Here is a 16,002-nt window from a genome sequence, read left to right as displayed (position 1 = left end):
TGACTGCGATCACGCTTCCATGGGTGGCAGGTGTTGGGATTCCGCGGCTTGTCCTGATGTTCATTCTCGGGCTGAGCCTGGGGAGCGGTCTGCTGGCCAGGCTGCCCGTGCCGCTGTATCGTGGGTTCGAAAACGCGCGATTCGTGTTGCAACTCCCACGGATGGAGAGGATGTGGGCTGATCACGCGCATGAATATGAACTGCCCCGTATCAAGGCAATGGTGGGCTCTTCGACGGTGGACGTTACGGGGGCTGAGCAGGCCATTGCGATTTTGAACGGTTTCAACTACAAACCGGCGCCGATATTCCAAACTTATGCTGCCGACACCCCTTACCTTGCCCGTTTAAACGCTGATTTTTATCGATCGGAACATGCACCCGGCTTCATTGTTGTCTCGCGCGAATATCGATTAGACGACCGTTTACCGAATTTGGACGAATCGCTAAGCAGATTGGTTATCTCGGAGCGGTACCGGCAGGTGGCATTTGAAAAGGGCTATCGGCTACTGCAGCGGCGTACTGCGACCCAGGAGTTCAAGCGGCAAAAGATTTCATCGGAAGGACAAGCTGGCGAGCGATTGGCTGTTGAGGGCGGAGATTGGTGTGAAATTGTTATGCAAGAGAACCTGCTGGGGCGGTTGACCCGTTTGCTTTGGGCTTCGCCGCCAGTATTCGTGGATGTGTGGAGCAACGGCGAACAGTCGGTCCGATACCGGTTTGTACCGAGTCTGGCGAAGGCCGGCTTTGTCGTTCCCGATGGGATTGTGGGAATGGCGGTGAGCAAGACGCCTGCAAGCCTGCTCTGTTTTCAGCCCCAATTCAACTTTAAGCTTTATCGCGAGGTGAAGGATGTTAATTTTTGATCTGTGATTTCACAGTGTTTGTGCTCTCGATGCGCCACTAAGCAACCCCAGATTGCGTAAGAAAGTTAGCGCTTCCGGTCTCTCAACAGGCTGGGCTTGTGTGCCACTCCTTCGCGTTTTATTCTCTTCGGATGGCTGACCGCCTCCTGAAAATCGCCTGGATTTCCTCTTTTCCAATCGAGCGGTTGAGTGAGGTGCCGGAAATGCTGCGCGGTCTGCCGCCGCTGCATCCGTCGAGTTGGCAGCGTGTCTTGCTCGACGGGTTCCAAAGCCGGGCAGACCTTAAAATACATGTCCTGGCCGTTCGCAGGCAATTCCCACGCTTGATGAGCTTTGAGTCGGATGGCGTGACATTTCACTGCATAAAAATCCCGCGCGGGATGCGGACCCTTAGTTTGTTTTGGTGGGAGACGCTTCGGATCAGGCGGTGTCTGAGGCAAATCCGGCCTAACCTTGTGCATGCGTGGGGGACGGAACGGGGGGCTGCGCTGGTCGCCTCGCGCCTTCATTACCCGTACCTCGTCACCATGCAAGGCTTGCTGGAATGGTACCAGCAACAGGTCCCAGGCGACTGGCTGTTTCGCCTCGAAGCCCGCATCGAGCGTATAGCGCTGCGCCGGGCCTCGGTGGTTACGACCGAATCCACATTCGGCGTGAATTGGATCCGGGAACATCATCCCCATCTCAAGGTGCTCCAGGTCGAGCACGCCCCCGCCTGGGTTTTTCATCGCGTCCAGCGCCAGCCAATCACCAAACCGATTCAATTCCTCTATGTCGGCTCGTTGCTGCCGCTCAAGGGGACCGATTTGCTGCTCCGGGCGCTGGACAAGATTAGGGATGATCTGGATTTCCGGTTGACCATGGTTGGAACGCCGGCTCCAGGCTTCATCGAGCAGATCAAGACTGCGACCTCCAAGTCTTTATGGGACCGGGTCAATTTGCGCCGAGGCCTGAGCCCGCCTGAAGTCGCCGCTGAACTGGCACGGACCACCATGCTGTTGTTCCCAACGCGCGCGGACACCAGCCCCAACGCCGTCAAGGAAGCGGTGGTGGCCGGGGTGCCGGTGATTGGCTCAGCGGTCGGCGGGATCAACGATTATGTCGTTCCAGAAAAGAACGGCCTCACCTTTCCGGTCGGGGACCTCGATGCCTTTTTGGAGGCGATACGCCGTGCCGTGTCCCATCCTCTCTTTTCTCAGGGTGCCGTGAACGCGGAGACCCTGGCAAACATGCGTTCCTATCTTTCCCCACTGAAAATGGCTGATGGGTTCGTGGGCGCATATCGAGAGGTGCTGGGACGGTACGCGGCGAGGTGATGCAGGCGTCGCAAAAGCGAACGTTTCCCCGTTGAGACGTGTGGTAGCCCCCAAATGTTGGTCTTCGTCCCGGGATTTTCTATCTTCATCCCGGAAGGTCCTCCTCCCGCAAGGTGTTCGATCTTTATCCCCGGAGGGATGCGCGATAATAGCCCAATGCTTCAGCATTGGGGCTCAGCGCCAAAAACAGATCGAGTCCCCGACGGACGATTGACGGTCATCGAATCGCCCGTAGGGCAGGCCCCCTTGTTCAGCCGTCCCTCCGGGACTGCGCCCGCATTGGGCGCCGGTTCCCAACGTTAAAACGTTGGGCTATTCTCAGATGTCCCTCCGGGACAGAAGTTTGAACCGCAAATGGCACAAATGGATTACACCCGTAAATGGCCAAAAATCCCTTTATTTATCCGTGAAGTCCCTAGTCAAAGAATTGGGTTTGGAACCCCAAAATCCTGTTGCAGGGCAAGCGGTTTTCCGGTTTAATAAGCCACAATGGCGAGCTTGTTCATCCTATGACGAACGTTCAGGGCACAATGCGCAGTCTGCTGGTTTATGCGCTGATCATTCCCGTCGCTTTGGTTTTTGGGTACCTGCTCGCGACTCGCAGCGACGCGGGGTTGTACATCGACTGGTCCACCTGGGGCCCCATTGGGGCTGTTCTGGGGCTTATCTCTTTGCCCCTTTTGCTGAAATGGCACCATCCGCTGCTCTTCCTGACCTGGAACATGTCGGCAGTTCTCTTCTTTCTGCCTGGAAGTCCGCCTCTTTGGTTTGCGGCCACCGCGATCAGTTTAACTCTGGCCCTGGTGCACCGCATGATGGACAGGGAAATGCGGTTCATCTCTGTGCCATCCATTATGTGGCCAGTAGCTTACTTGGCGGTTGTGATTTTCCTCACTGCACATTTTACAGGTGGTTTTGGGATGAGGATTCTTGGCGGTGGAACATACGGCGGTCGGCGTTATTGGTTGATGTTTGCGGGGCTGGCCGGGCTTCTGGCCATGACAGCTCAAGAGATTCCACGTCGATACGCCCTTCTCTATGTCGGTTTGTTTTTCCTGGGTGCCCTCGAAGACCTCCTGAGTGCGGTAATTCCATTCCTCCCGCGGCAGCTTTATTGGCTGGCGGCCATCTTCCCAGTGGGCGGAAATGACTTAGGTACCCTGATCGGCGGCGGATCTTTTGGCGAAACGGTCGCGCGGTATTCCAGCTTCAATGTTGCCTGCACTGGGTTTTTCCTTTATCTCCTGGCCCGCTATGGGATTCAGGAGATGCTCCGTCCGGCTAAGATTTGGCGATTTCTTCTCCTGCTTGTAGCCCTCGTGTTGAGCTTATTTGGTGGCTATCGCTCCTCCTTGCTGCTCCTAGGAGGGGTCCTGATGCTGGTTTTTTATTTCGAGGGGCTTACCCGCTCGAAATATACGCCAATGCTGATAGGGGCAGCGCTGTTGGCTTTTGCGTTGCTGGTGCCTTTCGCAAACAGGCTGCCGCTTTCCTTTCAGCGAACGCTCAGCTTTCTGCCGTTGAGGTTGAACCCGATCGCCGTCTATGAGGCCGACAATTCGACAGAATGGCGGTTGGCGGTATGGAAGGCAGCCGTGGAAGTAGTGCCAACATATTTTTGGGCGGGCAAAGGCCTCGCCATTAACGGCGAGGAACTCGAGTTGACGGCGGAGCTTCAGCACCGTGGAATGGCCGCGCCAGAAGAGGGTGTCATGATGACGGGTGACTATCACAGCGGCCCTCTTTCGGTGATTATCCCATTTGGGATTTGGGGTGTTATCGGCTGGCTTTGGTTTCTGGGTGCTTCAGTCCGCGCGATGTATTTAAACTATCGATACGGCGATGTTTCGTTACGGCGTGTCAATACGTTTTTATTGGCCTATTTCATTGCAAAGATTCTTCTGTTCCTTGTAATCTATGGTTCATTCTATGCTGATGTGGCAACTTTCGCCGGGGTTGTTGGACTCAATCTTTCCTTAAACGGGGGAATCTGCAAGCCTGCGCGCGCACCTGCGTTGGCCAAGATCCAGTCAGCGCCCCCGGAGCAATTGCCCCAGCCCTTCAGGCCTCTTCCCGGTCCTGCGTAGCGTAGGCGTGCGCAGTTATCTTTTAAAAACCCAAAGTCGATCGGCTGGATCGCGAACCTCGAGCTTGAACTCCGGGCTAGGCACCCAATCTGGAAGCTGGGTCCCGTAAAGCACAACATACTCCAATTCCTTGTAGGCAGGACGAAGCTGCTCGAAAAATGCATGTGCTTCGGCCTGATCCCTGACGGACTTACCCGTGCCCCAAAGCTTGGCCGCGTAGAGATAATGGGGAATATCCCGCGATTCTTTATCCCCATTCACCGATTCCGAGATAAAAACCATGGCCGGCGCCCAGGGCTCGAATCTGCCGGCGCAGAGTTTCTGAAAGTGCAGGGTTTGAGCATCCAACCGGCCATGATGAAACCAAAAAGCAAAGGTCAAAACTGCGCTAAGGAGCAGGAGCCAGCATGAACCTTCGAGAATCAGCCGTCGAGCGGGCGCGGAGGCGCAGAGCGGTCCCAAGATCGTCAATGCGAGCCATCTCAGCCCATTCGCCGAAATTACGGCGAGAAAGGGCGTGATTATCAATTGGTAATAGTCGTGGCCATTAATAGTGGCAAAGAGCAGCAGGTAGGTTGGTGGCACCAAGGCTAAAAGAAGCAGAACGGCGGCGCGTGGGCGCCTTTCCGCCCACAATGCGTAGATACCGAAGGGGTACAATAGAGCCCCGGCAGTGCTCAACCACCACCTCGGCCGCCGTACAATCTGCTCGAAATAGAACGAGGGATCAAGCAGGGAAGAAACACCCAGGAGCGCAGTGGGCTCTATTCCGCGAGTGATGATCGAGCGGGCATTGACCCGGCTGGCATAATAATTCCAGGCCAGAAAGCAGAGCCCAGATATCGCCATTATCGTGAAAACCTTCACTAGTTGTGGGTCAATCTTAAAACGCCGCGTCAGGACTGCCTGCCCAAAGAGCAAAACCGAAGGCCAAAGGTAAAGGGCTTTGATCATAGCGGCGAACCAGGTACCAATGGCGAAACCGAGGATCGCCAACCATCTCGCATGGCCATTTTCCCCGGACGAACCTGCACTGGTTGGGTTGAGCAGGAGAGCCATGCAGTAAAACGAAAGCATCGCACAACAAACGGCCAAGGGGTCTATAAGCGTGGAGCGCTGATAGAAAGCATTCAGGGGGGCCAGCCAATAGATCAGGGCGCTGAGGATTGCCGTCGGTCTCTCCAGGAGATGCCAGATAACACGGTAAAGGAGCCAAGTTGTCATCATCCCGAAGATGATGTTCAAAATTCGCACAATCTCCACGTGCGGGCCGAGAACATGATAAAGCAATGCGGCCAATGCCTGAAACACGGGCAATTCCAGAACGAATGTGCCCGGGTAACCCATGTAAATAGCTCGCGCATGAAAAATATCGATCCCGTGCAAGTAGAACGCATCAATTGTGGACAGCGTTTGGCTCTGTCGAAAACTGTGAGCATCAAAGGGCGGGTTGGATAAGCCGGTGAAACGAAAGAGCAGACCGGCTATAAATGCAGCGACTATCAAAATGCGAAAGCTGGAACCCTCCATCCCCCAAGGCGTTGCCGCTTTGGATTCTTCTGGTTGCCGTTGAGCCTGCCTTAAAGCCTCGTTCATATCTTAGGCTAAAGGAATCGGCGCCGAGCCGTCAATAACGGAGGGCCACGCAGGCTGTTTGGAGTGAGCTGCGCCCTTCCAGGGCGCAAGATTATTAACGGGAGGCGTTTTTTCCTGGAGAGGTACCCCGGGCTGGTTTGCCAGCACGCTTTTAGCGTGGCCTGGGGTTAGGGGGTTAGGAAGCAAGCTCGCAGTGTGCGGGTTCCCCCGGGTTCCTGCGAGGATCATAAAGAAATCTGGCTTGAAATTCTCTGTCCACAGATTATGATTAAGACCAATAGAGGATCCAAAGCATGAACATCCGTCTATCCATGCCGCGCCGTTATTTCCCGTCCACAGCGATTCTGGTTTTAGGTGGAGTGCTATTTGCTCGAGGAGCTTTTGGAGGTGGAACGATCTCCAACTGCACACAGGCCGACCTCCAAGCGGCACTGGCCGGCGGCGGGACTGCGGTTTTCGCCTGCGGGGGCACCCTGACTCTTACCAGCACCATTACAATCTCCCAAAACACAGTGCTCGATGCTGGTGGTTATGACGTGGCGATCTTGGGCGGCCAGGCGGTCCGGCTGTTTCAGGTCATGCCGGGGGTAACGTTTTGGATCAAAGGACTGACTCTGGCAGGGGGACAGGTGACCGGCAGCAACGGCGCGAATGGGGACCCGCCCAGTCCGGGCCAGGATGCCTACGGCGCTGGGATTCTCAATTTGGGCGCTTCCCTTACCCTTACCGGCTGCACACTCAGCAATAATGCGGTGGTCGGCGGAAATGCGGGGGAGGAAACGATTTATAGCAATACTACGACGACAAACGGCGGGGCTGCCTATGGAGCCGCTATTTACAGCGCAGGCGGTGTCGTCAACCTTACCAACTGCAATATCACACACAATTTCGCCACTGGCGGGCTGGGTTCGCAGGTTAACAGTTTCTATGGCTACCCTGGAAATAGCGGCGAAGCGTTTGGAGGCGCTCTGTATTTAACGGACGGGGCTTCGGCTACTCTCGAGGATGTGATGGTGACCTCGAACAGCGTCACCGGGGGGGCGCCATTGTCCTGGAACGGCTCTGCCGGCAAGGGCGGGGATGCCGCAGGGGGAGGCATCTATGCGACGAACTCGGCCTTTGTGCTCTCTGGGTCAGCCTTTTCAGGAAATCTCGCCCAAGGGGGAGGGTTTTCGGCCAGCGGGGACATCGCCAGCGGGCTGGGAAGCGGCGTGGCCTTGGGGGGATGTGTGTTTTTGTCAAGCAACTCATCAGCTCACATCGATCTGTCCGCCTTCACAGACAGTTCGGCCCTCGGCGGCGCAGGGGCGCGTTACCAACCTGCAGGCGCCGGGCGCGGAGGCGCTATATTCAGCGCCGGTCAATTGGGAATCTCTGATTCGATTTTCGAGGGGGACCAAAGCTTGGGAAACCTAAGTATCTCGGCCAGCGCGGGACAAGGTGGCGCGATTTACTCGACGAGCGCGCTGACAGTGAACGGGTGCACATTCGACAACAATTCAGCTCTGGGCGGACGCGCCTCCAGCGAAACCGGCAACAATCCCTTTCCGGGCGCTCCAGGGGAAGGCGGCGCGCTGTGGAGTTCCGGCTCGCTTCTGGTCACCAATTCCACTCTCGCTGCGAATAGCGCCACGGGAGGCATGGGAGGAAATTTTGGCCCCGGCGGGGCGGGCGCTGGGGGAGCCATACTGATCTGCGGGGGGACCGCAACCTTGGTCAACGTGACGATCGCCACCAACCGGGCCGATGGCGCTACGTTGATGTCCTCACCTCCAGGACCCTCAGAAGGTGGGGGCTTGTCGGTTACCAATGGAGCAGCCACCGTTCGGGGCTCGATCCTCGCCTACAGCGCCAACGGGGGGGACGCCTGGGGAGCGGTCTCCGATGCAGGCTATAGTATTTGTTCCGATGGCACGGTTGGCTTTTCTGCCCAGGGCAGCGTCAATCAGACGGACCCGCTCTTGGGAGCGCTAAGCAACAATGGCGGCCCCACACCGACGATGCCTTTACTGGTCGGCAGCCCGGCACGCGACGCTATCCCCTCGGGTTTTCCGCCTACCGACCAGCGCGGAGTCACCCGGCCACAGGGGCCAGCGGCCGATATTGGCGCGTTCGAGGCTGATTTTGTGCCACAGTCCCCTGTCATCGTGACGCAACCCCAGGGACAAAGGGTTCGCGCGGGAACCAACGTCATATTTACCGCCGTGGCCTCCGGCCTTGCTCCGCTCTACTACCAATGGCGCAAGGATGGGACGGCCATTGCCCGCGCGACCACCACTCTGCTTTCCTTGACCAATGTTCAAGCTGCCGACGCCGGGACTTACTCGATATACGTGACCAACAGCCTCGGTAATGCCACGAGCCAGGGCGCCGCTTTAGTCATCGATTCTACTCCTCTGATCCTTTCGCAGCCCACCTCCGTGGCTATCTCGCCAGGAGCCGCCACAAACTTTGTTGTGTCCGCCGATGGTCCGGCCCTTTCTTATCAATGGTGGCACGACTCATCCCCAATATCCGCAGCAACCGGTTCAGTGTACTCGATAGCGAATGCTTCTCCGGGTGACCAGGGCAATTATTTCGCCGCCGTTTCCAATTTTGCCGGCACAACAAACAGCGCAGTGGCGAGCCTGGCTTTTGATTCTTCGGCTTTGAGTATCCTGGGTCAGCCCAAGGACCAGACCGTCGAGGCGGGTTATCCTGCGTCTTTCAGTGTTCTGGTTTCGGGCGTTCCGCCGTTTGCCTATCAGTGGCAGCACGGAGGCTTGGCCATTGCCGGCGCGACCGACAGCAGCTTCAAATTGGCTTCGGTGAGCACCAACGATGCCGGCAGCTACAGTGTCGTCGTGACCAATGGATATCGAATGCTCACCAGCAACGCAGCGCAATTGACAGTGACGCCTGGAGCCGCTCCGCCCTTGCTGGTGGCCGGCCTGGCGGGAGCCAATCTGACTATTACTTTTAACGCGGAAGCGGGGCGGACCTATCGCCTGCTGTGGTCCGCCAACTTCGCGGCATGGACACCCGTTGCAACCAACTCCACCGTTACCGCAGGGCAGGTGCAGTTCGTCAGGCCTACTGGTGTTGCGCCGTTTTCCTTTTACCGAGTGGTGACGCAGTGAGTTTTTGGAGTTTCGTTTGGCGGACTCAAAATTTGCCGATATTCTTTCCTCGGAAAAAGGCGTCCCAGAAGGATTTGAGGCCAGCGGCGAGGTTTTGTTTGGATTGAGAGATGCCGACGCTCTCCTTCAAGCGCGCGCGCAGGCGTTTTCGCTCGCGGCGTATCCAGGGGATCATTTTCAGGGCGTCACGCTTGGCCCGCCAGAACACCGCGCCTTGCGCCCGGAAAAGCATTCCGAGAAAAGCGAACAGTTCGTAAAGGAAATGGGAGGGCAGGTTTGCCAACGCGAGGGTTCCGACCATGTTCACCCAATAAAGGAACTCGACATTGCGCCGGAGATGGTAGCGATGGAAATTGCTGTATTGCTTGCCGGTGGCCGAGCCGAGGTGGTAGGCAATGGCGTCGTCCAGGTAGCGGCACTGGAAGCCGAACAAAGCCAGGCGCATCGCCAGGTCCGTGTCTTCGTAATAGGCGAAGTATTCGGGATGGAACAGGCCGACTTTTTCAATGGCTTCGCGCCGGTAGGCCGCCGCCGATGCGACGGGCCCGAAGGGTTCATGGCGTTTGCCCGCGAAGAAGCCTGCGGGCAGTTCGCGCCAGCCTTCGGTGGTGCAGCAGGTAAAGGTGTCGAACCCGGCGGAATCCAGGAAACCTGGGTTGCGGGTTTGGACCAGGCGGCAGGCCACGGCAGCGACCTGGGGGGTTTCAAAGGCCTGAATGATTCTCTCCGCCCAGTGCGGGTCGAGAACGACGTCGTTGTTGATGAGGGCGATAATCGGGCCGCGCGAGCGCGCATAGGCGAGGTTGTTGGCCTCGGAAAAGCCGGCATTGCGGTCGAGGCGTTCGAGGACCCAGCCTGGCCGGCCAAAAAACGGGATGTCCCACGAGCGGTCGATGGAGCCATTGTCGATGACGATGACCTCGTAATCGGTGAAGGTCTGGCGGCTGATGGAGCCGAGAGCGTCCGAAAGCAAAGGGCCGCCGTTAAAGTTGACCAGCAGAAAGCTGAGCCTGGGCCCGGGCATATCGGCTACCGGCGCGCCCGGTAGGCGACCCAACGGAGCGGCCCGCCCAGATAGTCGATTGTCCCGCGATACATGAGTTTGACCCACTGCCGCTTGAGCCGGGTGGTGATGCCGCGCCAGCGCATACCGGCCTTGCTGATGCCTTTGGCGAAGCGCGCCCGCACGATGCGGACCTCGTTGGCCTGCTTGTCTGGTTCGGCCACCGTCTTGCTCGTCGGCTGATAACGGTAAAAGGAAAGATTCCGTTTGATATGATGGAACTTCACGCCGCGAGTCGCCAGCCGCAGCCAAAACTCATAGTCCATCATGTATTGGAGCCTGTTGTCGAGGAAACCGTGCTCGTGCAACAGGCTTCGTTTAAAAAAAGCTGAAGGTTGTCCCACGATGTTGACGCCGTAGAGCATGATGTCGAAATCAAATGGGATTTCCTTGCGCCTGATGAAGGGTTTGCCGGTCTCGGTCACCAGGGTGTAATCGCCATAGACCACACCGGCGTCGGTGTTTGAAAAGCTCTCCGCAATGGCGCGCAGCGCGCCTTTGTCGAAATAATCGTCGGAATTCAGGAACGTGACCACCTCGCCGGTGGCGCGTTCGAAGCCGGCATTGACGGCATTGGTTTGGCCGCCGTCCCGTTCGCTGCGCCAGAAGGCCAGGTGCTTCTCGTATTTGCGGATGACATCGACGGAGCGGTCCTTCGAGCCGCCATCCATGATGATGTATTCGAGGTCGGGGTAATTCTGCGACAGAACGCTTTGGATGGTTTCTTCCAGGTATTGGGCCTGGTTATAGGAGGGGGTGACAACGGTGATCCGCATGAATCAACGTACCGCTGGCACTACAGCGGGAAGATGGTCTTGAGACCGGTTTCCAATCATGGGCACAGGATTGGCGCTGGGGGGAGGGGGGTCAAGCGGGAAGTAGGGCCTGGGTAGGGCGTGGTTACGAGAAAGCGGTAGAGGACTACCGCAGTCCAAAACGCTGCGCGCCATCTTGTACCCGTCCGCGCGAAGCGGCTTGGACTGCGCCAGTCCCTGGCGCTTTAGGATGGGTGCTGGTCTCGGAGAACGTGCCCTGATTGGACGTCGGATGTTTCGATGTTCAATCAGGGCTTTCCTTTTTTCCCCATTCTCCTCATCGTTAAAGTCGTGGGCACAGAGTCTCCGAGTGTCATCGGCGTGGTGGCGGCTTACCGGCGGCCACAGATGCTGGTGAACTTGCTCGGGTCGCTGGCCGGTGCCACGACGTTGCGCAAGGTTATTGTGGTCGATAACGGTTCCGATGAGGAGACCGAGAGGGCCGCGAAGCAGGCGCCGGTTCCTGTGCTGTATCATCGGCCTGAGGGCAACCTGGGCTGCGGCGGCGGTGTGGCGCGTGGCCTGAAGCTCGGGTTGCAGGAGGAAGGGGTGACGCATTTCTGCATGCTGGACGATGATGCCGAGTCACGCCCCGGGGCTCTGGACATTTTGATCCGGGAAATGATATTGGCTGAGGCCGACGTTGCGGTGCCGCTGGTGCTCACGCGAGAAGGGTTCATTGGCTGGCCGCCTGGTCTGCAAGAGGCCCATCCTTGGGAGGTCATCCGGCGTCCGCGTATCACGCCCGCCGAGTACTACGAACGCTGTGGAACGGGGCCGGTACCGTTCACGTGGGCGCCCTGGCCGATGATGGCCGTTTCGGCCCGGGCAGTGCGCGAGTGCGGCTGCCCGCGAGACGATTTCTGGCTGTGCGCGGAGGACCTGGAATACAGCTTACGCATAACTCGTCGGCATACGGGTGTGCTTGTGCCGGCAGCGACGTGCCGTCATTTGCCACCTGCTTCGTCGGGCGGCGATGCCTTGGGCGGGGCCCATTACCTGCGGTTTTGCCTGATGCTGCAGAACCTGTCGTACCTGTGCACTCGATTGGCTCATGGGCGGCGTTCCATCCGCCATTTGCCGGAGAATTATTTACGTTTCATGCGGACCTTCGGCGTGAATGGAACAAGCCTCAGAGATGCCGGGCTGGCGTTGTGGCATGGGGCGGTGCGTGGCAAGCCGGGAGGGGTGGCGGGGGCGCTGAAGGAAAGGATGAGGGATGAAGGATGAGGGATGAGGGATGAGGGGGTGCGGCGCCTACTGCCGAAAACGGAAGTACATCGATGGGCTTCCCAATGGCAGGGTGATAAGAGCGCCGTTGGTGATGGAATCCGGGGAAGTTGCGAGCTGGGTCCAGGGGCCTTGGGCCAGATTTGTTGTGCATTCCACCACGAAGCTGCTCGATGCCCAGACGGGATATGTCAGTAGCAGATTTGTAGTCGAGAGGGTCGCGGCCAGGGCCGGCTGGGTCATATCCAGTTGGCCTGAAAAGCTGCGCAGAAAATTCGTGTCGGAACTGGCGGTCGCGTTCAGGTCATAAAAGCCGCTCGCGTTGGTAACAGGGAAAAATAAGCTGCTGAGCAACATGCCCGCCGGAACGGAGTCAGTGCAGCAAACGCCCGGTTGGGCCGCGTTGGTGAGGGTGAAGCTCACCGGCGAAAGGGTATAATTCTGAAGTGCGGCGCGGACTCCGCCGGCGATGGAATCGAGACTGAAAAGGACATCAATTCCATTGCAATTAGTATTCAGGTTTCCAACGAAGTGGCGGAGGAATCCGGCGGGGCCGTAGCAAGAGAGGTCGTAGGCAGCCTGCGCATTGGTCACTGCGAAGTAATCCGTCAGCGAGCTGCTGGGCAGAATATCATATTGCCAAGGCCCGTCGGCGCGGAATGCATTTGCATAAATGGCCAGATGGACGGAGGCGGTGCCGGCGTTGGTCATGGTGATTCCGACCCGCTGCCCGGAACAATCAACGAATAGCGAGGCATCCGGCGCATAGGGCAAGGGCCTGGCCGGGCGTGTGCCGGCTTCCTGCACGGGAAGGGTTTGAGGTGACGGCGGCACCGGGGTTATTCCATTTGTGCAGTTTATCGGCAGGGGGTCCGGCAGGATGGGCACATCCGTTACAGGATGAAGAAAATCAAAAGCCGAAGTCAGATCGCCGCACACCTGGCGGCGCCAAGGGCTGATGTTGGGCTCTTGCACACCGGTCCAGGTCTCCAGAAAGCGCAGAATCGAGGTGTGATCGAACACCTGCGAGCACACATACCCGCCGCGCGTCCAGGGCGAAACCAGAATCATTGGGACTCGGGCTCCCAACCCGATGGGCAGGCCATGGGCAAACTCGTCTGGAGTGCCAGTTGGTGGTACGGGCGGCGGAACGTGATCGAAGAACCCCCCGTTCTCGTCATAGGTGATCACGAACACAGTCGAATTGTAAACTGCCGGAGTGGAGGTAAGGGCGTTAAGGAGTTGTTCAATAAAGAACGCGGCGTTGCCGGCAGCGAGAAACGGGTGCTCCGAAGCGCTCCAGCGGGGAATAATCCAGGAAACCTGTGGGAGAGTGCCATTGGTGATATCAGACTGGAAGGCGGCAACAACGTCTGGAACCAAAGCAATGCCGCGGTCATAAAGGGGATTGCCGGGCTGGGCGTTTTTGTATTGCGCAAACCACGTCAGAGGATTCACGGGTATGTAATCAGAACTTTGTTGATAAGACTTCCAAGTGACACCTGCCGCCTGCAATCCTTCAGGATAGGTGGTCCAGGTGAAACCGTTGGTCGGCACGAGGTTCCCAAGCACCGGGCCGCCGCCGGTGCCGTTCGGATCAATCGTCCCGGAGATGGAGTAGAGCCGATTGGGGTTGGTCGGCCCGAGAACGGAACAATAGTAGGCATCGCAAACGGTATAGGCGTCAGCCAGGGCGTAAAGAAATGGCAAGTCGGCTCTTGTGTAATAAGCCATGGCCGTTGTTCCTTTTGCGGGAATCCACTGATCCCATTTGCCCCAATTCCAGGCCTGATGTGAGGTGCTCCAGTCATGATAGACATCGACCAGACACCGGCTCGGGGCTGGGAAGGGCAGCACAAAGCTGTTGCTCTCGGGCTGGAAAAGGTCTGGCGATCCGTTATCGAGAATCAACGCGTTCGGGTCGCCGAAGCCGCGAACAGCGCTGAGGCTGCCCAAGTAATGGTCGAAGGAGCGGTTTTCCAGGATCAGGATCACCACATGCTGAACATCTTGAATTGTGCCGGTTGCCGCGAGCCCGTTCAGCGCAAATGCAATCAGGATAAAGGATAAGGCCGCTGTCCTTTTTATACGACCGGCAAAGCAGTCGATGTGGTTCACACGAATCAGGGAACGGAAGGAAGCATACACTGAACCGAGATAGGAAGTCAAATTCTAATGTGCCATAGCCATTGAGGAAATCGTGCTTATAGCTGGGAGGATTGCGACGAGGCAATGTTCGACCATCCGAGCGATTCTTAGACTTTTATTCCACCTGGTGGACGTAGGTGGTGGGGACCGAAAACGCCGACCGGTGCGCATCCAGCCACTCGGAGGCGCTGGGCTGGTTTGTAATTTCTTTGCGAAGAATGGCCAGAATCAGGTCATGAGTGAGGAGCGTGTTGAACCGGGGCGAGTACGTCATGGGCTGGTCGGCGCCGGGTCCTTTGAGCAGAAACGGCACGCGAAAACTATGCCGGTGATCGTAAAGGTCGGTTTCGCGCCAAAAATGGTCGGCGCTGACCAGCAGCCAGGTGTTTGTGGATTGGCCTGAGGTGTCCATCGCCTGGCGCAGCGTTCCCAAAAAGCGATCAGCCAGAGCAAAATTGTTAAAATACCCCGTGGCCACGTTCATAAAGGCAATTGTGTATTGGCCCGTTTTGGGATTATACACGCCCGGGTGGTGCGGAGGGGCGAGATGCAAGAGAAGAAGGCCGTAAAGATTGTTGGTGACCAATGAAACCGAGTCGGCCAGGGAATCGCGGCAGAGGGTCTCAAAGCGGCTTTGATAATAATAACGCTTGTAAAGGCAGCAGAGCACCTGGCCGGCCATTGCCTTCCCGAATGTAGGAGCGCGTGCCAGGTCGTATCTCGGGAAAGGGTAAAAAGAGCAAAAGTTCAAAGCGGACCCGAGGATTCGGTTATAAGGATGATACCACCCCACGAGTGCGGTATTGACTCCGAGTTCGTGGGCGGCAGAAAACACCGAGGGCAACTTGCTCCAACCAGTGACCGTTCCGGACTCCGCAAGGGTCACGTTGAGTTCGCAGGAGTCCTTCAGCGCGGCTGCTGATATCGGGCGCCCCGAAATGAGGGCCGGCATAGAAACCAAGGTCGAACCGGCGGGCGGGAAGGCGTTGGTCGCGAAAAGGGATTCCCTCGATAGCCGGTCAAATTCAGGCAGGCGCAATTGGGCGGGGCGCTCCTCGAAAGCAATCCGTTGATCGGCTTCATCGAAGATGATCCACGCAACCCGCGGCGCTCCCGCTTTGACAGGGCAAGGCGCTGGCAAAACGGGGTCCGGGCCAGCCGGGGATAGGTGCTGAATCCCGAGGCATAGGAATGCCACACGAGCCAGGTTCAGCAGCGCCAGTGGTGAAAGGATAGTGGCCAGAAATTGTGACACCAGGACAGCCAACCGGTATTGCCAAAGTCCTATGCCGCACACCGCCACCACCAAACTGGCTACCAGGGGCTTTTTCAAAGCGGCCACAATATGGTCGCCTCGAATCCCAACCACATACAACCGGCAATAATCCAGCGGCAACGCCAGCGATGCCAGGAAAACAAATAGAGACAAGAGGGCTAGCCAGCGACTATGAGAGCGCCTGCTCGCGCGCAGTATCACCCACACCGCCAGACTCAGCCAGGCCAGGTTTGCAACCAGGGCCAGAAGCGTGACCGGCGCGACGCGCAGTTTATTATAGTATCCCTGGCTTCCTGAGTACAGCAAAGGAGCCCAAGCGCTTATGAAACAGAGATTGGCGATTGAAAGGGCGAGCAGGGCATCCCTGATTTTATGAGCGAAGGGATTTTCGGCCACGTCACGGACAGAGCCCGGCCTTGACGAGGGAGAGTCCGCCCGCGGTTCACTCACGCCCCAGCCCCCCTTTTTTTCAGCGCATAAATGCGGCGG

The 16,002-nt window shown here is 57.6% G+C and carries 10 protein-coding genes; 5 read left to right on the top strand and 5 right to left on the bottom strand.

The annotated features are described in order from the left end of the window. The 3 genes from VG146_18855 to VG146_18845 all read left to right on the top strand — a co-directional run. Window positions 1–863 (top strand): hypothetical protein (locus VG146_18855; protein HEV2394415.1); only part of this gene is annotated, 863 nt, incomplete at its 5' end. Between the two features lie 131 nt (window positions 864–994). Next, a complete protein-coding gene (locus VG146_18850; GenBank protein ID HEV2394414.1) occupies window positions 995–2,179 on the top strand; it encodes a glycosyltransferase in 1,185 nt (394 codons plus the stop codon). A 509-nt stretch (window positions 2,180–2,688) separates the two neighbouring features. Continuing rightward, on the top strand, window positions 2,689–4,266 hold the full coding sequence (locus VG146_18845; GenBank protein HEV2394413.1) for an O-antigen ligase family protein: 1,578 nt from the start codon (window positions 2,689–2,691) through the stop codon (window positions 4,264–4,266). Between the two features lie 15 nt (window positions 4,267–4,281). On the opposite strand, the gene VG146_18840 is transcribed toward VG146_18845, so the two are convergent. Continuing rightward, a complete protein-coding gene (locus VG146_18840) occupies window positions 4,282–5,862 on the bottom strand; it encodes a glycosyltransferase family 39 protein (GenBank protein HEV2394412.1) in 1,581 nt (526 codons plus the stop codon). Between the two features lie 293 nt (window positions 5,863–6,155). Here VG146_18840 and VG146_18835 point away from each other — a divergent pair, with 293 nt between their 5' ends. Continuing rightward, window positions 6,156–8,981 (top strand): immunoglobulin domain-containing protein, encoded by a 2,826-nt coding sequence (locus tag VG146_18835; GenBank protein HEV2394411.1) that lies wholly within the window; start codon window positions 6,156–6,158, stop codon window positions 8,979–8,981. A 25-nt stretch (window positions 8,982–9,006) separates the two neighbouring features. Here the strand turns inward: VG146_18835 and VG146_18830 are convergent, their stop codons facing one another. Together VG146_18830 and VG146_18825 are read right to left on the bottom strand one after the other, a co-directional pair. After that, the gene (locus VG146_18830) at window positions 9,007–10,005 is read right to left on the bottom strand and encodes a glycosyltransferase family 2 protein (protein HEV2394410.1); all 999 of its coding nucleotides are present in this window, start codon (window positions 10,003–10,005) and stop codon (window positions 9,007–9,009) included. A 5-nt stretch (window positions 10,006–10,010) separates the two neighbouring features. Continuing rightward, window positions 10,011–10,820, bottom strand: a complete 810-nt coding sequence (locus VG146_18825; GenBank protein HEV2394409.1) for a glycosyltransferase family 2 protein — start codon at window positions 10,818–10,820, stop codon at window positions 10,011–10,013. A 279-nt stretch (window positions 10,821–11,099) separates the two neighbouring features. Between VG146_18825 and VG146_18820 the strand changes: the two genes are divergently transcribed. After that, window positions 11,100–12,089: a glycosyltransferase gene (locus VG146_18820; protein HEV2394408.1), complete on the top strand. Its 990-nt coding sequence runs from the start codon at window positions 11,100–11,102 to the stop codon at window positions 12,087–12,089. 27 nt (window positions 12,090–12,116) lie between these two features. On the opposite strand, the gene VG146_18815 is transcribed toward VG146_18820, so the two are convergent. Continuing rightward, a complete protein-coding gene (locus VG146_18815; protein ID HEV2394407.1) occupies window positions 12,117–14,207 on the bottom strand; it encodes a phospholipase C, phosphocholine-specific in 2,091 nt (696 codons plus the stop codon). Between the two features lie 145 nt (window positions 14,208–14,352). Further along, the coding region (locus VG146_18810) for a sulfatase-like hydrolase/transferase (GenBank protein HEV2394406.1) at window positions 14,353–16,002 on the bottom strand (1,650 nt) is incomplete at its 5' end.

Source organism: Verrucomicrobiia bacterium, from assembly GCA_035946615.1.
Taxonomy (GTDB): domain Bacteria; phylum Verrucomicrobiota; class Verrucomicrobiia; order Limisphaerales; family UBA8199; genus DASYZB01.
Note: the sequence above shows the minus strand (reverse complement) of the source record. Positions and strands in the feature narration are given on the sequence as shown.

Coding starts and splice junctions, on each gene's coding strand:
- VG146_18850 (HEV2394414.1), top strand. CDS start 995: ATGGCTGACCGCCTCCTGAAAATCGCCTGGATTTCCTCTTTTCCAATC.
- VG146_18825 (HEV2394409.1), bottom strand. CDS start 10,820: ATGCGGATCACCGTTGTCACCCCCTCCTATAACCAGGCCCAATACCTG.
- VG146_18820 (HEV2394408.1), top strand. CDS start 11,100: ATGTTCAATCAGGGCTTTCCTTTTTTCCCCATTCTCCTCATCGTTAAA.
- VG146_18830 (HEV2394410.1), bottom strand. CDS start 10,005: ATGCCCGGGCCCAGGCTCAGCTTTCTGCTGGTCAACTTTAACGGCGGC.
- VG146_18835 (HEV2394411.1), top strand. CDS start 6,156: ATGAACATCCGTCTATCCATGCCGCGCCGTTATTTCCCGTCCACAGCG.
- VG146_18840 (HEV2394412.1), bottom strand. CDS start 5,862: ATGAACGAGGCTTTAAGGCAGGCTCAACGGCAACCAGAAGAATCCAAA.
- VG146_18845 (HEV2394413.1), top strand. CDS start 2,689: ATGACGAACGTTCAGGGCACAATGCGCAGTCTGCTGGTTTATGCGCTG.